This is a genomic window from Pseudomonas sp. MF08831, from assembly GCF_059862645.1.
Genome location: NZ_JCBCUX010000016.1, coordinates 141,349 through 160,162 on the forward strand (window position 1 = coordinate 141,349; position 18,814 = coordinate 160,162).

Genomic DNA, 18,814 nt, shown 5'->3' on the forward strand with positions numbered 1-18,814 from the left:
CCTCGCATGACCACCCCCAAGGCACTGTTGATCCTGCACGGCAAGCAAGCCCTCAACGAGGACGTGCGCGCCGCCGTGCAGGCCCGTCGTGAGCAGGGCTGGGAGCTGGCGGTGCGGGTCACTTGGGAGGGCGGCGACGCCCAGCGCATCGTCAATGAGGCCCTGGCCGACGGCTATACCCACCTGATCGCCGGCGGCGGCGACGGCACGTTGCGCGATGTGGCCGAAGCCATGGCGCTGGCCAAGACCGACGCCAGCCTGGTGCTGATGCCGTTGGGCACCGCCAATGATTTTGCCCGCGCCGCCGGTGTGCCGCTGCAGCCTGCGCATGCGCTGGCGCTGCTGGACGTACCGCCCAAAGCCATCGACCTCGGCCAGGCTGGCGGGCAGATGTTCCTCAATATGGCCACCGGCGGGTTTGGCAGCCAGGTCACGGCCAACACCTCCGAAGACCTGAAAAAAGTCCTCGGCGGCGCGGCCTACCTGTTCACCGGGTTGACGCGTTTCAGTGAGCTGAAGGCTGCCTATGGCGAGCTGGAAGGGCCGGGCTTCCATTGGAAGGGCGACCTGCTCGCGCTGGGGATCGGCAACGGTCGTCAGGCGGGCGGCGGGCATGTGCTGTGCCCTGGCGCGTTGGCCGACGATGGCTTGCTGGATATCAGCATTCTGCCGGCACCTCAGGAGGTGGTTGGCACGCTGATGACGCTGATGAGCGACGGCTGGGGCCTGGACAACATGTTCGTGCGCGCGCGCCTGCCGTGGGTCGAGATCAAAGTGGCCGAAGGGCTGTATATCAACCTGGACGGTGAACCGTTAAAAGGCGATGACCTGCGGTTCTCTGCACTGCCCAAAGCCTTGCGTGTGCACTTGCCGTTGAACTCGCCGCTAATCGTCCAGGCTGATGATCTGCTCGCGAACGGCGAATAGCACCAGGCCTGCCACGTCGAATATCTGCAGGCGCTTCATGATTTGCGAGCGATGCGCCTCCACGGTCTTGATGCTCAGGCCCAGGCCGTGGGCGATCTCCCGGGTGGATTTGCCGCGCACGATCAGGCGCAGAATTTCCAGCTGACGCGCCGTGAGGTTGTGGCTGTGGGCGACGGGGGACGTCGGCCCCTGGCTGCGGATCAGCGCCTGATTGATCACGGTGTGGGCAATCGCCGGGCTCAGGTAGCGCTCGTTGTTGCGCAAGGCGAGCAGGGCGTGTTCCAACTCGTTGGCGGTGGTGTCCTTGAGCAGGTAGCCATGGGCGCCGGACTCCAGCGCTCGCATGATCAGCTCCGGGTCGGTGTGCATCGACAGGATCAGTACTTTGCTTTTGGGGTAGGCCGCCTTGAGTTGCTGCAATGCGTCCAGGCCACCGACGTGCTTCATCGACAGGTCCAGCAGCACGATATCCGGCTGCAGCGCGCTGAACTTTTCCAGTAACTGCGCGCCGTCACTGGCTTCACCGATCACGGTGTAGCCGGGAATATCCTGGATCAGCGCGCGCACGCCGGCCCGAATCAGTGCGTGGTCATCCACCAGAAGTAAATTGCAGGTCACTCGAGAACCTTAGGGGAACTGGCCCGTTCGAGGGCGCGCGGCGCCCAGGGGAAAAGCGCGTCGATCCGGGTCCCTTTGCCAGGCTGGCTGTTGACGGACAAAGTGCCCCCCAACTGATCTATCCGCTCGGACATGCCGGCCATGCCCCGTTGGCCTTCCAGGCCAGGGTTGATGGCAGGCGAGAAGCCCAGGCCGTCGTCGCAGATCATCAGCGACAGGCCTTCGGGCAGGCGTTGCAGGCGCACCAGCAGGTTGTGCGCCTGGGCATGGCGAAGCATGTTGGTCACCGCTTCCTGGGTGATCCGAAAGGCCGCCACGGCCATCTCTTCGGGAATGCCGGTCAGCCGTTGCTGGCATTCCAGGCTCCAGTGCACCGGGGTGTTTTCCAGGGTCTTGAGCAGGTGCGCGCGCAGGCTGGCTTCCAACCCCAGGCTAGCCAGCTGCCTCGGGTTGAGAATGGCCGAGACGTCGCGCACTTTGGCCAGGGTTTCATTCAAGGTGTTGCACAGCACCGTGCACTGGCTTTGCAGGTCTGGCGGCAAGCGGCGCTTGAGCCATTCGCTTTGCAGCTTGGCGGCAGTGAGCAGTTGGCCGATGTCGTCATGCAATTCACGGCTGAGGCGATGCCGTTCGTTTTCTTGCACTTGCAGCAAGCGATCGGCCAATTCCTGCGGCTGGAATTTTATCGATTTGCGCGAGCGCCACTGTTGCACGCCCACCACCAGCAACGTGGCCAGGTTGAGCAAAGGGATCAACAACGGCAACGGTGCGGAACGGGTATAGGCCCACAGGCTGACCAGCAAGGAGCAAAGGCACAGGGCGAGAACGATGCGGCGGGCATTGCTGCGGGACACGGCTCCTGCGATGAGTGACTTTAGGCTGGCGTACATAGCGGATGGAGCCAATGAAGGTTCGCTGCGGGAAGACCGGTCACGGCGGCTGACGGGGCTCTGTTTGGAATGCGGTGCCGAAACATCTTTTATACATCATGAAGTTGAGTCACTTCGAGCGGGGCATAGTACCACCACTATTACCGTTGGTCGCCTGGCGACTCGCCTCATGGGTTATTAACCACGCATACACTCCCAGGGCCCTAATCTGCGCGTTAAAGGGTCCCGGAGTTGAAACAGCAGGCCGTTGTATTAAGGAAGTGGGGGGGCAGAGTTATAGCGCTGATGGCTAATTGATATGTTGCTGTCGTTATTAGATAACTCACTGACTAAATACGACCTCTACGCCCATCATGAGGTGTGATGTAAGCGTTGCTGCGGTTTATAACCGAAGTCTTTTTGCGGGATCTGCAAGGTGACTGTCGCGATCAATTTAGTTTGTTCGCTTTCATCCAGGGCCAGTTCGCCGGTGCGGGTGTCGATCAATTCCAGTTGCCAGGCCAGCAGTGTCAGGCAGTCATGCAAGGCATTGAGCGCCTGATCATGCAGTTCCATGGGGCAGGCGGCATTGGCAATCAGGTATTGAATATGCCGAGAGAATTCGCTGATCGCCTGCAGGGCCAGGCCCTCGGCCTTTTCAGCCAGGTTGCTCAAACTGATTTTCATGCAGTCGATGGCATCGCTGTCGTTGCGGATCAGATGCAAGTGGTTCAAGCACTCTTGCGACTTGGCCAGGAGCATCTCGGCCTCGAGCAGGAATTCGGGAAGTGCAGTTTGCCATTCGTTTGCGTTATTCATCATGCATGTCTCCGTAACATAAGCTCGGGTGATGAGATGCCGCACCGGGTGAATGGCGTAAACCTACCGCTGAAATATGACTGAAATCTGTAGCCCGCTTCCGAAATTCCAGTAGGACCGTTATTTGAATGATCACGATAGCCGTGAGTGGCCCTGATCATTCGGGTCGCTTGCACAACTTTGGATGCCGCCACGGCAATCTCTGAAAGACCCGTGGGCCGAGGGCTTGGGATGGCAAACAAAAGCCTGACTCCATTCATGCAATGAGAATGGCGTCACATTAATGGCTATTAGATATCGCGAATATCAGGTTGGGCCTGATTGTGCATAGGGGATTCCCTTACGCAGCGGAACCTCGCGTCGATTTGAAGGTCGCGCGACGTTGCTGGAGTGCCGTTTGAAGTGGCCGTTGCAGTAAACCATGATGTCAGTGTGACATCAATGAATTTACGTGGCATTTTACCGGGGTCAAGCTCTGGCGATCGCCGCCGATAACGAGCATAGGCGCAAGCGTGCTCGCGAACAATTCAAAGACGGCGCATTGGTCGGCAGGGTCGCGATACCCGACCCGCTTGAACCAGCCGCACACACACCACATCAGGAGCTTTTAATGGCCGGCATTCTCGACACGGTAGATCAACGCACGCAACTGGTGGGTGAGAATCGCCTGGAGATTCTCATGTTTCGCCTGGCCGGGCGGCAGCTGTTCGCGATCAACGTGTTCAAGGTGCAGGAAGTCCTGCAGTTGCCCAAGCTGACCCTGATGCCCCAGCGTCACCCGTTTGTATGTGGCGTGGTCAACCTGCGCGGCCAGACCCTGCCGGTGATCGACCTGTCGCAGGCGATTGGCATGCGTCCGCTGGTGCCGGGGCCTAACAGCACGATTATCGTCACCGAGTACAACCGCTCGGTGCAGGCGTTCCTGGTGGGCGGTGTGGACCGCATCGTCAACATGAACTGGGAAGCCATCCTGCCGCCACCGGCCAGCGCCGGTCGCCAGCATTACCTCACCGCCATCAGCAAGGTCGATGACCAGTTGGTGGAAATCATCGACGTGGAAAAAGTCCTCGCCGAAATCGTGCCGTACAACGCCAAGGTCTCCCGCGAGAAACTCGAAGACCCGGTACTGGAGCGCGCCCGTGGCCGCGAAGTGCTGTTGGTGGACGACTCCAATGTGGCCCTGTCGCAACTGCGCGACACCCTTGGCCAGCTTGGGGTGAAGATGCACATCGCCAGTGATGGCCTCAAGGCGCTGAACATGCTCAAGGCCTGGGCCGACAGCGGCCAGGTGATGACCGACAAACTGCTGATGATCTTTACCGACGCCGAAATGCCCGAGATGGACGGCTACCGTCTGACCACCGAAATTCGCAACGATCCGCGCCTGCGGGGGCTTTACGTGGTGCTGCACACCTCGCTGTCGGGCAGCTTCAACGACTCGATGGTGAAAAAGGTCGGTTGCGATAACTTCCTGTCCAAATTCCAGCCCGACAAGCTGGTGGATGTGGTGCGCCAACGCCTGATGCTGGATGAAGTGCCGGCCTGATTCTTTGTGAGGAACTTAGGGTTGGGTGAGCCGGCTCTTTGTGGTGAGCAGGCTTGCCTTGCGTTGGGCTGCGCAGCGGCCCCTTAAGGACGCTGCGGTGTCTCAGCAGAACTGCGGGGTCTGGCTTTGGGGCTGCTTCGCAGCCCAACGCGGGGCAAGCCCGCTCGCCACGGTAAGTTCGCTCGCCACAGTAAGTCGCTGGCCAGAGTAAGTCTGGGGGGCGCGGTGAGTCTGCGCGTTGCACCTGCTTGTTGACTGTGGGGGCGTCGCCCTTTGATTCCGGGGCTGCCTGCTATAGGGTGGCGCTTTGTCCCCTCAGGAACGCAGGCTCATGCTTCGTCTCAGCGCGTTGTACCGTTACCCCTTGAAGTCCGGCAAGGCCGAAGCCTTGCAGCAGGTCGGTCTGGATCAACTCGGGCTGGACGGGGATCGACGCTGGATGTTGGTCGACGAAGCCAGCGGGCGATTTCTGACGCAGCGGGCGGTGGCGAAGATGAGCCAGTTGTCAGCGTTGTGGAACAGCGCCGGTGGCTTGACCCTGAGTACGCCAGGCATGGCGCCGCTGGAGGTGGCCTTGCCTGCCAGCGACGCCGAACTGCGCGGGGTGACGATCTGGCGCGATACCCTGCGTGTGCCGGATGCTGGCGATGCGGCGGCGGCCTGGGTCAGTGACTTTATCGGCAAAGCCACGCGGCTGGTGCAGATGCCGCTGGCCCGTGCACGCACCACCGAGGCCGGTTTCGGCAAAGATGGCGACCAGGTGGCGTTTGCCGACGGCTACCCGCTGTTGTTGATCGGCCAGGCGTCCCTGGACGACCTTTCCCGGCAGGTTGGCCGGCCCATGGAAATGCTGCGCTTTCGCCCCAATCTGGTGATCGAAGGCAGTCAAGCGTACGCCGAAGATGGCTGGAAGCGCCTGCGTATCGGCGACGTTGAGTTCCGAGTGGTCAAGCCCTGTGCTCGTTGTATTCTCACCACGATTGACCCGGCGACCGGCGAACGCAGTGCCGATCGCGAACCCTTCGCCACGCTCGATGCCTATCGCAAGACGGAACACGGCGCCCTGTTCGGCCAGAACCTGGTCAACGATGACCTGGGCCTTCTGCAAGTGGGCATGCCGGTGACCATCATCGAGTAACACGTTCGCGCATAAAAAATGCCCGTCTCCTGCGAGACGGACATTTTTTTGACCGGTGCAACCCTTAGCCGCGGTATTCGCACAGGTAAGCAGTGTCTACCGCGACCTTCAGCTGGAACTTGCTGTTGGCCGGTACGTTGAACAGGCTGCCGGCAGCGAAGGTTTCCCAATCGGCGTCGGGCAGTTTCACGGTCAGGGCGCCGGACACCACGTGCATGATTTCACGCTGGGCGGTACCGAATTCGTATTCACCCGGGGCCATCACGCCGATGGTCGCCGGACCTTCTGCGGTGCCGAAAGCGATCGACTTGACGGTGCCGTCGAAGTATTCGTTGACTTTGAACATGGGTGAATCCTCGAAAAGTGGATTAAGGCTTCCTGCTCTGTATGGACGTGCTTGCCGGCGATGAGGCCCTTGGGCCTGGCTTCGCTCAGGCGCACGCCAAGACCGGCACGCCGGCTCCTACAGAACAGCAGGATATTGGAAAAGGCCGGCCAGTATGCCCAAGCCTTTGCGCGCTGCCTAGACCGGCAAAATCAACGGCAGCAGGCGCGCGGTGTTGCGCGCATCTTCCAGCGCCCGGTGTTGCTGACCCTGAAACTGCATCCCCGCCAATTGCAGCGCGCCGTTGAGACCCAGCGGCTTATCCAGGCGCCGGGCCTTGGCGAAGCGCTGCTTGAGGTTCACATGCGGCGTTTGCGCGAGCGCGCTGGCCAGGCCATGGCGTTGCCATTCGAGTTCAAGCTGCTTGCGATCGTAGTCGCCCCAACTGGCCCAGCCTTCCAGGCGCGTCTGATGCTGGCCCAGCCAGCGTTCGAACAGTGGCCACACGTCGGTCATCGGTGCAGCGGCGTCTATGTTGGCCTGGGTGATGTGGGTGAGCTGTCGGCAGAACGGCGTCAGCAACGGCCGACGCAGCGGCCGCACAAAGCGCTGGAAGTGATCCAATTCACGGCCTTGGCGGTTCACCAGGCTCGCGCCGATCTCGATGACTTCCATCTCCGTCACGGGCCAGCCGCCTTCATCCGTTGTGGCTTCAAGGTCAATAATCAGCCAATGAGGCATCGCGCAGGTTCCCGTACTCGTCCCTTCCTGATGGGGATAGAGCGTAGCCGGGCCGTGTAGTTCCGCCTAGGGCTTTTCGATCTCCAGTAAAACCTGGCGATTGCGCACCTGAGCGCCTGTAATCACCTGCACGCTTTTGATCACGCCGTCGATGCCGGCCGTCAGCGGATGCTCCATCTTCATCGCTTCGAGCACCAGCAGCAATTGACCCTGGGTGACGCGCTGACCGGCGCTGACCCGAATGTCGACAATGGCACCGTCCATCGGCGCCTTGACGGTGCCGCTGCCGGCATCGACCTGGCGGCTGGCGACCTGCTGAGTACGGTTGATCACCCGCACGCCGGGCAGCCAGAGCTGGGCATCGTCGAGGTGGTAGGCGACGCGGCGGCGCACGCCGTTGATCTCCAGCGTGGCCCGGCGGCCATCGGTGCTGAGGTTGCGAATGTCGATGCCGTTGGCCTGCAGGTGGTTGGCGTGCAGCACGCTCACGGCGACCTCGTGGGGTGCGTCGTTAATATCCAGGCGATAAGTCCAAGGCACGCTGGCGTTGTTGCGCCAGCCCGTTAAACCTGAGTGGTGGGTACCGGCGCTGTGGTGATAAAACAGCGCGGCGGCCAGGGCGATCTGTTCATCTGTGGCTGCCTGACGGGGAATTTCGCTGAAGTGCTTGGCGATGAAACCGGTGCTGAAATCGCCGGCGATAAAGTCCGGGTGTTCAAGCAGATCGGCGAGCAATCGCTGGTTGGTCGTTACGCCCAGCAATACCGTGTCTTGGACTGCTCGCAGCAGTTTGCGCCGAGCTTCTTCACGGGTGGCGCCGTGAGCGATGATCTTGCCGAGCATGGCGTCGTAGAACGGGCTGATGCGTTGGCCTTCGAGTACGCCGTGGTCGGTCCGCACGCCGACGGCAGGCTCCCAGCGCAGCACGTCACCGGTTTGCGGCACAAAGCCCTGCGCTGGGTCTTCGGCGTACAGGCGCACTTCCAGGGCGTGACCGCTTAAGGTCACGTCGGCCTGTGTGAGTGGCAGCGCTTCACCGGCTGCGATGTGCAGTTGCCAGGCCGCCAGGTCGAGGCCGGTGATCAGCTCGGTAACGGGGTGCTCCACTTGCAGGCGCGTGTTCATTTCCAGGAAATAGAATTGGCCGTCGCGGTCGAGCAGGAATTCCACCGTGCCGGCGCCCACGTAATTGACCGCCCGCCCGGCTTTCAGGGCGGCTTCGCCCATGGCTTGGCGCAGTTGCGGGGTCATCACGGGGCAGGGGGCTTCTTCAATGACTTTCTGGTGGCGGCGCTGGATCGAGCAATCGCGTTCGCCCAGGTAGATGAGCTGGCCGTGGCTGTCGCCGAACAATTGAATTTCGACATGGCGCGGGTCGATCAGCGCGCGCTCGAGGATCAGTTCGTCGCTGCCGAAGGCGTTCATCGCTTCAGAGCGGGCGGTGCGCAGTGAGTCGAGCAGCTGGCTGCTGTCTTGCACCAGGCGCATGCCGCGCCCGCCGCCGCCGGCGCTGGCCTTGATCATCAGAGGGTAGCCAATGCGCTTGGCTTGCTCTTGCAGGGTGGCGTCGTCTTGGCGGCCGCCTTGGTAACCGGGTATGCACGGCACGCCCGCCTCGAGCATGGCCAGTTTGGACAGGCGTTTGCTGCCCATCAGTTCGATGGCCTCAACGCTTGGGCCGATGAAGGTGATGTTCGCGTGTTGGCAGGCGCGGGCGAAGTCGGCGTTTTCGGAGAGAAAGCCATAGCCGGGGTGGATGGCGTCGGCGCCTGTGATGTTGGCTGCGTTGAGAATGGCGGCGATGTTGAGGTACGACTGCTGAACGGGCGCCGGGCCTATGTTGACGGCTTCGTCGGCCATCTGCACATGCAGGGCCTGGGCGTCGGCATCGCTGTAGACCGCCACGGTGCGGTAGCCCAGGGCCTGGGCGGTGCGCTGGATGCGACAGGCAATTTCGCCGCGGTTGGCGATCAGGATTTTGCTGAATGTGGGCATTGGTTTATCCCTTGGCGCACTGGGTGAATGTTCTGGCCCCATCGCAGGCAAACCAGCTCTCACCATGTGAAAGGCGTTCTCCCGGTGGCAGCTGGCTTGCCTGCGATGGCGTCATTTGCACCAACCTGGCTTACGCTTTTGCACAAAAGCCTGCGTCCCCTCTATCCCTTCCATGCCCGTCACCGCCTCGGCAAACCACTGCGCACCGCGATCCAGCACCGCCTCAAGCGGCTCGTCGGTACTGGCGAGCAACAGCGCTTTAGTCCGCCCATTCGCGCCCGGCGCACACTGCAGCACTTGTCCCAACACTTCATCCAGGCGCTGCGCCAATGCCTGCGCATCGCTCTCGGCAAAATGCACCACGCCCAAGCGCTGCGCCTCAAGCCCATCAAACCGCGCCGCGGTCAGCGCCAGCCGGCGCGCCTGGGTCAGGCCGATCCGCTTGACCACAAACGGCGCGATCTGCGCTGGCAACAAGCCTAAGCTGGTTTCCGGCAAGCCGAATCGCGCCTGGTGATCGGCGATCGCAATGTCACTCACACACGCCAGCCCAAACCCACCCCCCAGCACTGCACCTTGCAGCACCACGATCACCACTTGCGGCACCGCCTCAACTTCTTGCAGCAAGGTGCCAAACGCGCGGTTCAGCGCCTGCAACTGCGCCGTGCCGCCGGCGGTGACCATGTCTTTCACATCCGCCCCCGCGCAGAAATGCCCACCCGCGCCGCTGATCACCAGCGCGCGCACCTGGCTGTCGAGCTGCGCCAACACCGCCCGCAGTTCGTTGACCATCTCCAGGCTCATGGCATTGCGATGCGCCGGGCGATTGAGGGTGATGTGCAGCACACCGTTATGCGGTTCGAGCAGCAAGGTGTTCATGATTTTTTCCCGGGCAGGGTGCCCATCAATTTGCAGATGATGCCCAGCATGATTTCGTCGGCGCCGCCGCCAATCGATACCAGTCGTACGTCGCGGTAGGCGCGGGCCACCGGGTTGTCCCACATAAAGCCCATGCCGCCCCAGTATTGCAGGCAGCTGTCGCTGACCTCGCGGCCCAGGCGCCCGGCCTTGAGCTTGGCCATGGAGGCCAGGCGGGTCACGTCCTGGCCTTTGATGTACTGCTCGGTGGCCTGGTAGACCAGCGCGCGCAGGCATTCGATTTCAGTGGCCAGCTCGGCCAGGCGAAAGTGAATGACCTGGTTGTCGATCAGCGCTTTGCCGAAGGTCTGGCGTTCTTTGCAGTACTCAATGGTGCTGTCGATGCAGTATTCCAGGCCCTTGATCATGTTGGCCGCGCCAAACAGACGTTCTTCCTGGAACTGCAGCATTTGCATCATGAAACCCGCCCCTTCGTGGCCGATGCGATTGCGCTGCGGCACGCGCACACCGTCGAAGAACACCTGGGCCGTCTCGGAACTGTGCATGCCGAGCTTTTCCAGCGGTGGGCTGACGCTGATGCCTGGCGTGTTCATCGGCACCATGATCAGTGACTTGTTGATATGCGGCTTGTCGTCGGAGGTGTTGGCCAGCAGGCAAATGAAGTCGGCGCTGGGCGAATTGGTGATCCACATTTTGCTGCCGTTGATCACGTAGTCGTCGCCGTCCTTGCGGGCATGGGTTTTCAGCCCGGCGACGTCGGAGCCGGCGCCGGTTTCCGAGACGCCAATGCAGCCGACCTGCTCGCCGCTGATGGCCGGGCGCAGGAACTCGTCGCGCAGTTCATCGCTGCCGAAGCGGGCGAGGGCGGGCGTGCACATGTCGGTCTGCACGCCGATGGACATCGGGATGCCGCCGCAGCGAATGGTGCCGAATTCTTCAGCTGCCACAATGGAATAACTGTAATCCAGGCCCATACCGCCGAATTGCTCCGGCTTGGAAATGCCCAGCAGGCCGAGATCGCCGGCCTTGCGAAAGATTTCGTGAATGGGGAAGCGCCCGGCTTTTTCCCATTCGTCCACATGCGGGTTGATCTCGCGATCGACGAAGGCGCGCACGGTGCGGCGCAGTTCCTGATGTTCCTGGGTAAAAATCATTGTGGTTGTTCTCCTTTAGAAACGCGCCACGCCGAAGCTGTTGGGTTGCAACTGCCGCATCTGGGCCTCATGGCAAATATCCAGCAGGTAACCCAGCAGCGTGCGGGTATCGCGTGGATCGATCAGCCCGTCGTCCCACAGATTTGCGCTGCCATAGAGCGCGGTGGACTGGCTGTCGAGCTTCTGCGCGGTGACCTGTTCGAGCATGTCGAGCACCTTGGGGTCGGGCACCAAACCCGCCTTCAATTGCTTGGCCTCGGTGACGATGCGCAGCACCTTGCCCGCCTGCGCGCCGCCCATCACCGCCGTGCGGCTGTTGGGCCAGGCGAAGATAAAGCGCGGGTCCAGGCCGCGGCCGCACATGGCGTAGTTGCCGGCGCCGTAGGAGCCGCCGACCACTACCGTGAGTTTAGGCACCCGCGCATTGGCCACCGCCTGGATCATCTTCGCGCCGTGCTTGATCACGCCGTGTTGCTCCGACTCGGTGCCCACCATGAAACCGGTGGTGTTGTGCAGGAACAGCAGCGGCGTGCGGCTCTGGTCGCACAGCTGGATAAATTGCGCGGCCTTGCTCGCGCCTTTGGGCGTGATCGGGCCGTTATTGCCGATCACGCCGACGGCGCGGCCCTGGATGTGCAAATGGCCGCAGACGGTGTGGGCGTCGAACTCGCCCTTGAATTCGAGGAAGTTGGAACCGTCGGCCAGGCGCGCGAGGATTTCGCGCACGTCGTAGGGCTTTTTCGGGTCATCGGGGATCAGCCCCAACAGTTCTTCGATGGGGTACAGCGGTTCTGTGTAAGCGCGTTTTGGCGCACGCGGCAGGCGCTCATCCCAAGGCAACAGGCTGACGATCTCGCGCACGATGCGCACGCCGTCGGCATCGTTTTCGGCCAGGTATTCGGCGGTGCCGGCGGTTTGCGCGTGCATCTGGGCGCCGCCGAGTTCCTCATCGGTGGCCACTTCGCCGGTGGCGGCCTTGAGCAGCGGCGGTCCGGCGAGAAACAGCTTGGCCTTGCCGCGCACCACCACCACGTAATCCGACAACCCCGGCTGATACGCACCGCCGGCCGTGGCCGAGCCGTGTACCACGGTGATTTGCGGCAGGCCCATGGCCGACATGCGCGCCTGGTTGGCAAAGCTGCGGGCGCCCTCGACGAAAATCTCGGCGGCGTAGTTGAGGTTGGCACCGCCGCTTTCGGCGAGTGTCACCACCGGCAGTTTGTTTTCCATGGCGATCTGTTGCAGGCGCAGGGATTTTTTCAGCCCCGTGGGGGAAATGGTGCCGCCCTTGATCGCGCTGTTGTTGGCCACCACCAGCATGCGCACGCCGCTGACGTAGCCAATACCGGCGATCAAGCCGCCGCCGGCCGCGCTGCCGTCTTTGTCGTCGTGGAGTTTGTAGCCGGCCAGGCTGGCCAGCTCCAGGAACGGCGCGCCAGGGTCCAGCAGCAGGTTAAGGCGCTCGCGGGGCAGCAGTTGGCCGCGCGTGTCGAACTTGGGTTTGGCTTCCTGCGCCTTGCTGAGCAGGGCGTGCTCCAGCTGGCGCAGCTGCGCGATGGCGGCCAGCATCGCCTCGCGGTTTTGCGCGAACTGCGGGCTGTGGGCGTCGATCAAGCTTTCAATTGCCGGCATGGTTTATTGCTCCGCCTTGAGCACATCGGGCAGGTAGGCGCGGTGGAAACCATTGAACGGCTCGCTCGGCGGTTGCGCCTTGGGCAGCGGCCAGGCGCGGCTGCCCAGGCTGGCGGCGCCGTCGATGCGCAAGGTGCTGCCGCTGATGAACGCGGCGGCGGGGCTGAGCAGGAACACGATAGCCGCGCTGACCTCCGATTCGGTGCCGATACGCTTGAGCGGCACGTGCTCGCGCAGGGTCGGGATCACCGCCTTGAAGGCGCCTTCGTAGGTGTCCATGCCGCTGGAGGCAATCCAGCCCGGCGCCACGGCGTTGACGCGCACCCCGGCGTAGCCCCATTCGAAGGCGGCGGTCTTGGTGAAGTTGTCCATGCCCGAACGCGCGGCGCCCGAGTGGCCCATGCCGGGCATGCCGCCCCACATGTCCGCGAGCATGTTGACGATGGCGCCGCCGTGCTTGCTCATCGACTGGTTGAACACTTCCCGTGCCATCAGGAAACCGCCGACCAGGTTGGTGCGCAGCACGGTTTCAAAGCCCTTTTGATTGATCGAGGCCAGGGGCGACGGGTATTGGCCGCCGGCGTTATTCACCAGCCCGTGAATCGGCCCGTGTGCGTGGAGGAGCTGCGTGACCAGCGCCTTCACCGCCTCTTCATCGCGTATATCGCAAGCCTGCCAATGGGCCGTGCCGCCGTCTTCGGCGATTTCCGCGGCCACCGTTTGCAGTTTTTCCGGTTTGCGCCCCACCAGAATCACTTGAGCGCCGAGGGCCGCGAGTTCATGCGCGGTGCAGCGGCCAATGCCACTGCCGCCACCGGTGACGATCACGGTTTGCCCGTGGAACAGGTCGGCTTTGAAGATTGAGTCGAAGGCCACGGCAACGCTCCTTTTTATTTGAGTTGATCGGCGATGTGTTGCGGCACGGCAATGGGAATTTCCAGCAGTTGCTGGGCGAAGGCTTTGCCCTGCGGGTCGATGCGCAGGCTGGCGATACCGCCGCCGCCCAGGGCGTTTTCCAGCAGGACATTCAGGCTGTGGCTGCCGGGCAAGTACCAGCGTTCAACGCGGCCGTGGAGGGGGTCGAGCACGTGGCCCATCCAGTCGACGATCACTTGCGGGGTCAACGCTTCGGCGATCCACGGCAGGTAGTCGGGGTGGCGGGCGATCACGCCGATATTGCTGTGGTTGCCCTTGTCGCCGGAGCGCGCCACGGCCAGCTTTACCAGCGGCACGTTGGCGTCGGCGCGGCCTTGGGGCTTGGGCGGGTCAATCGGCGCGGCCGGGGTGACCAGTGGCGCAGAGGCGGGCAGTTCAATGGCGTGACGCTGGCCTTGGAAGTCGATCACCAGCTCGCAGGCGGTTTTATCGATCAGGAATGAAAACAGCCGAATCAGCGGATACACCGTCGGCCGCCCGCCAACGATGCCGGTCAAGCCGGGCGCCATGCCAGTGGCCGCCTGGGCGATCTCGCGGGCGAACAGCACCAGCGCCTGTTTGCTCGAGTGCCGCACCGCCAGTTTCATCACCACTTCGCGGCAATCCTGACGCTGGGCGTGGGCGCCGTAGGTGGCTTCGCTGCCGAGCAACTCGATGTTGAACTCGGTGTAGGGCGCCCAGCCGCGCTGGCTGAACAGTTGGGAGGTCTTGTTGATGATCGCCTGGCTGACGCGCTCGGCCTTGGCCACCGCGTCGATCCCGGCGATCAGGCAACTGGCGGTGCAACGAAAACCGTCCGGGTAGGTGGCGCTGACCTTGTACTGATCGGTGGGCGGCAAACCTTTGGCGCCGTGCAGGCGCACTTGGTTTTTGCCTTGCTGCTGCAGTTTGACCTGGCTGAAATCGCAGATCACATCGGGCAGCAGGTAGGCGCGCGGGTCGCCGATTTCATACAGCAGCTGTTCGGCCACGCTGAGTTCGCTGATCAGCCCGCCCGTGCCGTCGACTTTATTGACGGTGAACTGGCCGTCGGCACTGACCTCGACGATGGGAAAACCAATGTGCTCGTAGCCCGGCACGTCACGCCAATCGGTGAAGTTGCCACCGGTGCACTGTGCGCCGCATTCGATGATGTGCCCGGCGAGGGCGGCTTGGGCGAGACGGTCATAGTCCTGCCATGACCAGTTGAATTCGTGCACCAGTGCGGCGCTGACCACCGCGCTGTCGACCACCCGGCCGGTGATCACGATGTCGGCGCCCAATTCAAGTGCCTTGGCAATGCCTGGCGCGCCGAGGTAGGCGTTGGCCGACACGCACATCGGCGGCAGCGGCGCGCCGTTGAACATATCGGTGACGCCGTGCAGATGCTTGAGTTGCGGTTGCAGGTCATCGCCCAACAGCACGGCGATTTTCAGCGGGATTTGCGCCTTGTCGCAGGCCGCTTGCAGGGCGGCGGCGCAAGCGTGCGGGTTGATGCCGCCGGCATTGCTGATCACGCGGATGCCCTGGCGCTGGATGTCGCCCAGCAGCGGCGTGAGCACTTCGACGAAATCCGTGGCGTACCCGGCTTGGTGATCTTTCATCCGCGCACCGGCGAGAATCGACATCGTGACTTCCGCCAGATAGTCGAACACCAGGTAATCCAGCGCCCCGCCATGCACCAGCTGGGCGGCGGCGGTGCAGGTGTCACCCCAGAAGGCGCTGGCGCAGCCGATACGTACCGTCTTGCTCATGAGAAATCCGTCCTCGAATGGCTGGCGTCGAGACTACCAAGCAAGCGCTTGGTTTGTAAACTCCATGCACAAGTTTTGCCCAAGCGCTTGCTTGGGTGGCGGCCACGGCCTAAATTGCCGCCCACGACGTCAGCACACGTGAAGGAGAGAGGCATGGATGAGCAAAAAGCCCTGAGGGTGATGCGCACCATGGTCGATGCCGGCCAATTGACCGACCCCGACAGTGCCCGGGGCAAATTGCTGCAAACCGCAGCTCACCTGTTTCGCAACAAAGGCTTTGAGCGTACCACCGTGCGTGACCTGGCCAGCGCGGTGGGCATTCAGTCCGGCAGTATCTTTCATCACTTCAAGAGCAAGGACGAGATCCTGCGCGCGGTGATGGAGGACACCATCCACTACAACACTGCGATGATGCGCGCTTCACTCGAGGAAGCGAGCAACGTGCGGGAACGCGTATTGGCGCTGATTCGTTGTGAATTGCAGTCGATCATGGGCGGCAGCGGCGAAGCCATGGCGGTGCTGGTTTATGAATGGCGTTCGCTGTCGGCCGATGGCCAGGCCCAGGTGCTGGCGCTGCGTGATGTGTACGAAGACATCTGGTTGCAGGTGCTGGGCGAGGCCAAGGCCGCCGGTTACATCAGGGGCGATGTTTTTATCACCCGGCGTTTCCTCACCGGCGCGTTGTCCTGGACCACCACGTGGTTCCGCGCCCAAGGCAGCCTGACCCTGGAGCAATTGGCCGAAGAAGCCCTGCTGATGGTGCTGAAGGCCGATTGAGGCGCAAGCCATTAATTTGCCGATGGAAAGTTGTCTCACCTGGCAAAAACGCCTAGCTTATCGCCATCAGAGTACTAAACGGTGTGTGCCTCAATGTTTTCGCCATGGCGGCTGGCTGCAGGACTAACTTTATGGGCACTGGGCACCGCGGGGTGGATGCCGGCTTCGGCTGCGCAATTGGTGAGGATCGCCGCCGCGCATTTTCCGCCCTACACCGTACGCCCAGAGCAGGGTGCCGACACCGGTTTACTGCCGCAACTGGTCGAGGCGCTGAACGCCTCGCAAAGCGATTACCAATTTGTACTGGTGCCGACGTCTATCCCGCGGCGTTTTCGCGATTTCGAGCAGGGCCGGGTCGACATGGCGATCTTCGAAAACCCCGACTGGGGCTGGCGGAACATTGCCCACACTGCCGTGGACATGGGGCTTGAAGACGCGGAAATTTTCGTCGCCCAACGTGAGCCCGGTCGCGATCAGCGCTATTTCGCCGACCTCAACGGCAAGCGCCTGGCCGTGTTCAGCGGTTATCACTACGCCTTTGCCAACTTCAACCCCGATCCCAAGTACATGACCGAGCATTTCAACGCCACGTTGACCTATTCCCATGACAGCAACTTGCTGATGGTGGCGCGCGGGCGTGCGGACATCGCGCTGGTCACGCGTTCGTACTTGAGTGATTTCATGGTGCGCAACGCGGACATGGCCGGGCAGTTCCTGGTCTCGGAGCGGATTGACCAGGTGTACCACCACTACGCGTTGCTGCGGCTAAAGGCACCGATTACCGGGGCGGCGTTTGCCGAGATGCTCAAGCGCCTGCGTGATAACGGGCAACTGTTGAAGATCTTCGAGCCGTATCGCATTGATGTGATGCCCGCGTCCTGAAGTCTTTTTGTTGAGAGGCTGTTGTGGCGAGCGGGCTTGGTGTGGCGAGCAGGCTTGCCCTGCGTAGGGCTGCGAAGCGGCCCCACTAAAGCCACCGCAGGTTTTCAGTCAGACCGTCGTGTCTGGTTCAGGGCTGCTGCGCAGCCCAACGCGGGGCAAGCCCGCTCGCCACAACGAGCCCTCTCCCCACACTCAGACTCGCCGCGCAAACGTATCGCTGTGGCTGCCCGACACCTTGCGGCAATGCACCAGCGCATCACGAATCATGAAGTTCACCAGGGTCGGCGAGACGCCGAGTTCCTTGGCGATATCCTTTTGCGGCACGCCGTGCAGGCGATACATCTCGAACGCATAACGGGTGCGTTGGGGCAATTGCGTCAGGGCGTCGGCGATGTTTTCCAGGGTGTTGAAATTGATGTGCGAGGTTTCCGGTGAAGCGCCGTGAATGACCACATTCAAGCCTTCCTCCTCGGTCCCGGAGTACTTGAGTTCCAGGGCCTGCTTGCGGTAGTGATCGATCGCCAGGTTGCGCACGATCTGGAACAGATAACTCAGTTGGGCCTTGAACGATGAGGTGATCGTCGGCGCCGATTGCAGTCTGAAGTAGGCGTCCTGCACCACGTCTTCGGCGCGCGAGCGGCAGCCGGTAATGCGTGCCGCGATCTTCACCAGGATCAAACGATTGTCGACGAATGCCTGGAGAAGCGGTGAGTCGCACCTGCCTGTGGATACTTGTTCCGTCATGGAAATCACCTTGTCGCAAAAGAGGTTAGGGGAGGGCGTCCGTGCTGAGGCCTCCTACACATCGGGCAACAAATTATGCTTAATGATAATGATTGTCAAATGAGAAGACGAACTAATCTTATGCCTCCCTGAAAGGTGTGAACCCGGTCTCGCGCTTGCCCGCAGACTAATTATTTGCCGGCACCGTCCGTTCTCATGGGTGACAGGTCCGTTAACAAACGGCCAAGGATCAGCGCCCGCAGGAGGACGACATGGGTTTGTACGGTGCATACAGCGTGTTTCAGTTTGGAGCCTTTAGCCTATCGGGCACCCTCAGCCTGATGAGAGCGCTCAGCCGATGAGTGCCGCCACGCGACTGCGCCTGTTTTGCCTGCCCTATTCGGGGGCCAGCGCCATGGTCTATGCGCGTTGGCGTCGGACTCTGCCGGAGTGGTTGCAAGTGTGCCCACTGGAATTGCCGGGGCGCGGCATGCGTATGGATGAGCCGTTGCAGCGCGACATCAAGGCCTTGGCAGCGCAGTTGGCGGATGAAATCAGCCGTGACCTGAACGGCCCGTATGCCTTGTTCGGCCACAGTCTCGGCGGCCTGCTCGCCTTCGAGTTGGCCCACGCCCTGCGCGAGCGCGGTGTGCCTGAGCCGCTGGCGTTGTTTGCCTCCGGCACTGCCGGCCCGGCGCGCCGTGATGTGAGCGACTACGCCGTTGAAAAAACTGACCAACAACTGATCGCCCGCCTGCGCGAACTGCAGGGCACCGCCGAAGAGGCCCTGGCCAACCCCGAATTGATGCAGTTGATGCTGCCGATTCTGCGCGCCGACTTCCTGCTCTGCGGCAGCTTCACTTACGGCCAGCGCGAACCGCTGGGCATGCCGATCCACGTGTTTGGCGGCAAGCAAGACAGCGTACGCGCCGACCAGTTGCTTGACTGGCAGGCCGACGCCGCCAGCGGCTTCTCCCTGGACATGTTTGACGGCCACCACTTCTTTCTCGTGCAGCGCGAAAGCGCCGTGCTGCGTTGCCTGCGGCGCTACGCCGAGGAGCACCTTGCACGCTGGCGCAATGGCGCGGCGCGGCAGCTGGTCGCCGGCTAAGCGCTCTCT

The 18,814-nt window shown here is 62.2% G+C and carries 18 protein-coding genes; 6 read left to right on the forward strand and 12 right to left on the reverse strand.

Annotation, left to right across the window (positions count from 1 at the left end):
• Nucleotides 1–6 precede the first annotated feature (6 nt).
• Nucleotides 7–927, forward strand: a complete 921-nt coding sequence (gene yegS / locus AC19YS_RS27155) for a lipid kinase YegS (protein ID WP_169367331.1) — start codon at nucleotides 7–9, stop codon at nucleotides 925–927.
• On the opposite strand, the gene AC19YS_RS27160 is transcribed toward yegS, so the two are convergent.
• From AC19YS_RS27160 to AC19YS_RS27170, 3 genes are all read right to left on the reverse strand, one after another.
• Nucleotides 886–1,545, reverse strand: coding sequence for a response regulator transcription factor (locus AC19YS_RS27160; protein ID WP_119742320.1), 660 nt, complete (start codon nucleotides 1,543–1,545; stop codon nucleotides 886–888). The genes yegS and AC19YS_RS27160 overlap by 42 nt on opposite strands.
• Nucleotides 1,542–2,435, reverse strand: a complete 894-nt coding sequence (locus AC19YS_RS27165) for a sensor histidine kinase (RefSeq protein WP_200625046.1) — start codon at nucleotides 2,433–2,435, stop codon at nucleotides 1,542–1,544. The genes AC19YS_RS27160 and AC19YS_RS27165 overlap by 4 nt, the downstream gene beginning before the upstream one ends.
• A 351-nt stretch (nucleotides 2,436–2,786) precedes the next feature.
• Entirely contained in the window at nucleotides 2,787–3,236 is a 450-nt protein-coding gene (locus AC19YS_RS27170) for a hypothetical protein (protein WP_177413708.1), read from the reverse strand.
• 607 nt (nucleotides 3,237–3,843) lie between these two features.
• Between AC19YS_RS27170 and AC19YS_RS27175 the strand changes: the two genes are divergently transcribed.
• Together AC19YS_RS27175 and AC19YS_RS27180 are read left to right on the forward strand one after the other, a co-directional pair.
• Entirely contained in the window at nucleotides 3,844–4,779 is a 936-nt protein-coding gene (locus AC19YS_RS27175; protein ID WP_017134971.1) for a chemotaxis protein CheV, read from the forward strand.
• A 331-nt stretch (nucleotides 4,780–5,110) separates the two neighbouring features.
• Entirely contained in the window at nucleotides 5,111–5,917 is an 807-nt protein-coding gene (locus tag AC19YS_RS27180; RefSeq protein ID WP_500603062.1) for an MOSC domain-containing protein, read from the forward strand.
• A 64-nt stretch (nucleotides 5,918–5,981) separates the two neighbouring features.
• Here AC19YS_RS27180 and ppnP read toward each other — a convergent pair whose 3' ends face one another.
• The 8 genes from ppnP to AC19YS_RS27220 form a co-directional block, all read right to left on the reverse strand.
• Complete coding sequence (gene ppnP, locus AC19YS_RS27185; protein ID WP_500603063.1) at nucleotides 5,982–6,263, reverse strand: pyrimidine/purine nucleoside phosphorylase; 282 nt, start codon at nucleotides 6,261–6,263, stop codon at nucleotides 5,982–5,984.
• Between the two features lie 177 nt (nucleotides 6,264–6,440).
• Nucleotides 6,441–6,983 (reverse strand): 3'-5' exonuclease, encoded by a 543-nt coding sequence (locus AC19YS_RS27190; RefSeq protein ID WP_124418157.1) that lies wholly within the window; start codon nucleotides 6,981–6,983, stop codon nucleotides 6,441–6,443.
• Between the two features lie 66 nt (nucleotides 6,984–7,049).
• Nucleotides 7,050–8,978, reverse strand: a complete 1,929-nt coding sequence (locus tag AC19YS_RS27195) for an acetyl/propionyl/methylcrotonyl-CoA carboxylase subunit alpha (RefSeq protein ID WP_500603064.1) — start codon at nucleotides 8,976–8,978, stop codon at nucleotides 7,050–7,052.
• Nucleotides 8,979–9,089: 111 nt separating this feature from the next.
• Nucleotides 9,090–9,857: an enoyl-CoA hydratase/isomerase family protein gene (locus AC19YS_RS27200; RefSeq protein ID WP_200625043.1), complete on the reverse strand. Its 768-nt coding sequence runs from the start codon at nucleotides 9,855–9,857 to the stop codon at nucleotides 9,090–9,092.
• The gene (gene atuD / locus AC19YS_RS27205; RefSeq protein WP_106576488.1) at nucleotides 9,854–11,011 is read right to left on the reverse strand and encodes a citronellyl-CoA dehydrogenase; all 1,158 of its coding nucleotides are present in this window, start codon (nucleotides 11,009–11,011) and stop codon (nucleotides 9,854–9,856) included. Before atuD ends, AC19YS_RS27200 begins: the two co-directional genes overlap by 4 nt.
• Nucleotides 11,012–11,026: 15 nt before the next feature.
• A complete protein-coding gene (gene atuC / locus AC19YS_RS27210; RefSeq protein ID WP_119742332.1) occupies nucleotides 11,027–12,643 on the reverse strand; it encodes a geranyl-CoA carboxylase subunit beta in 1,617 nt (538 codons plus the stop codon).
• Nucleotides 12,644–12,646: 3 nt separating this feature from the next.
• On the reverse strand, nucleotides 12,647–13,519 hold the full coding sequence (locus AC19YS_RS27215) for an SDR family oxidoreductase (RefSeq protein WP_169367328.1): 873 nt from the start codon (nucleotides 13,517–13,519) through the stop codon (nucleotides 12,647–12,649).
• Between the two features lie 14 nt (nucleotides 13,520–13,533).
• Nucleotides 13,534–15,312, reverse strand: coding sequence for an acyclic terpene utilization AtuA family protein (locus tag AC19YS_RS27220; RefSeq protein WP_500603065.1), 1,779 nt, complete (start codon nucleotides 15,310–15,312; stop codon nucleotides 13,534–13,536).
• 153 nt (nucleotides 15,313–15,465) lie between these two features.
• Between AC19YS_RS27220 and AC19YS_RS27225 the strand changes: the two genes are divergently transcribed.
• A complete protein-coding gene (locus AC19YS_RS27225) occupies nucleotides 15,466–16,089 on the forward strand; it encodes a TetR/AcrR family transcriptional regulator (RefSeq protein ID WP_500603066.1) in 624 nt (207 codons plus the stop codon).
• Between the two features lie 93 nt (nucleotides 16,090–16,182).
• Entirely contained in the window at nucleotides 16,183–16,971 is a 789-nt protein-coding gene (locus tag AC19YS_RS27230; RefSeq protein WP_200625039.1) for a substrate-binding periplasmic protein, read from the forward strand.
• 192 nt (nucleotides 16,972–17,163) lie between these two features.
• On the opposite strand, the gene AC19YS_RS27235 is transcribed toward AC19YS_RS27230, so the two are convergent.
• Complete coding sequence (locus AC19YS_RS27235) at nucleotides 17,164–17,715, reverse strand: RNA polymerase factor sigma-70 (RefSeq protein ID WP_032904207.1); 552 nt, start codon at nucleotides 17,713–17,715, stop codon at nucleotides 17,164–17,166.
• A gap of 337 nt (nucleotides 17,716–18,052) precedes the next feature.
• Here AC19YS_RS27235 and AC19YS_RS27240 point away from each other — a divergent pair, with 337 nt between their 5' ends.
• The gene (locus AC19YS_RS27240) at nucleotides 18,053–18,805 is read left to right on the forward strand and encodes a thioesterase II family protein (protein WP_500603068.1); all 753 of its coding nucleotides are present in this window, start codon (nucleotides 18,053–18,055) and stop codon (nucleotides 18,803–18,805) included.
• The last annotated feature ends 9 nt before the right edge of the window (nucleotides 18,806–18,814 follow it).

Coding starts and splice junctions, on each gene's coding strand:
- yegS (WP_169367331.1), top strand. CDS start 7: ATGACCACCCCCAAGGCACTGTTGATCCTGCACGGCAAGCAAGCCCTC.
- AC19YS_RS27165 (WP_200625046.1), bottom strand. CDS start 2,435: ATGTACGCCAGCCTAAAGTCACTCATCGCAGGAGCCGTGTCCCGCAGC.
- AC19YS_RS27170 (WP_177413708.1), bottom strand. CDS start 3,236: ATGATGAATAACGCAAACGAATGGCAAACTGCACTTCCCGAATTCCTG.
- AC19YS_RS27175 (WP_017134971.1), top strand. CDS start 3,844: ATGGCCGGCATTCTCGACACGGTAGATCAACGCACGCAACTGGTGGGT.
- AC19YS_RS27180 (WP_500603062.1), top strand. CDS start 5,111: ATGCTTCGTCTCAGCGCGTTGTACCGTTACCCCTTGAAGTCCGGCAAG.
- ppnP (WP_500603063.1), bottom strand. CDS start 6,263: ATGTTCAAAGTCAACGAATACTTCGACGGCACCGTCAAGTCGATCGCT.
- AC19YS_RS27190 (WP_124418157.1), bottom strand. CDS start 6,983: ATGCCTCATTGGCTGATTATTGACCTTGAAGCCACAACGGATGAAGGC.
- AC19YS_RS27195 (WP_500603064.1), bottom strand. CDS start 8,978: ATGCCCACATTCAGCAAAATCCTGATCGCCAACCGCGGCGAAATTGCC.
- AC19YS_RS27200 (WP_200625043.1), bottom strand. CDS start 9,857: ATGAACACCTTGCTGCTCGAACCGCATAACGGTGTGCTGCACATCACC.
- atuD (WP_106576488.1), bottom strand. CDS start 11,011: ATGATTTTTACCCAGGAACATCAGGAACTGCGCCGCACCGTGCGCGCC.
- atuC (WP_119742332.1), bottom strand. CDS start 12,643: ATGCCGGCAATTGAAAGCTTGATCGACGCCCACAGCCCGCAGTTCGCG.
- AC19YS_RS27220 (WP_500603065.1), bottom strand. CDS start 15,312: ATGAGCAAGACGGTACGTATCGGCTGCGCCAGCGCCTTCTGGGGTGAC.
- AC19YS_RS27225 (WP_500603066.1), top strand. CDS start 15,466: ATGGATGAGCAAAAAGCCCTGAGGGTGATGCGCACCATGGTCGATGCC.
- AC19YS_RS27230 (WP_200625039.1), top strand. CDS start 16,183: ATGTTTTCGCCATGGCGGCTGGCTGCAGGACTAACTTTATGGGCACTG.
- AC19YS_RS27235 (WP_032904207.1), bottom strand. CDS start 17,715: ATGACGGAACAAGTATCCACAGGCAGGTGCGACTCACCGCTTCTCCAG.
- AC19YS_RS27240 (WP_500603068.1), top strand. CDS start 18,053: ATGAGTGCCGCCACGCGACTGCGCCTGTTTTGCCTGCCCTATTCGGGG.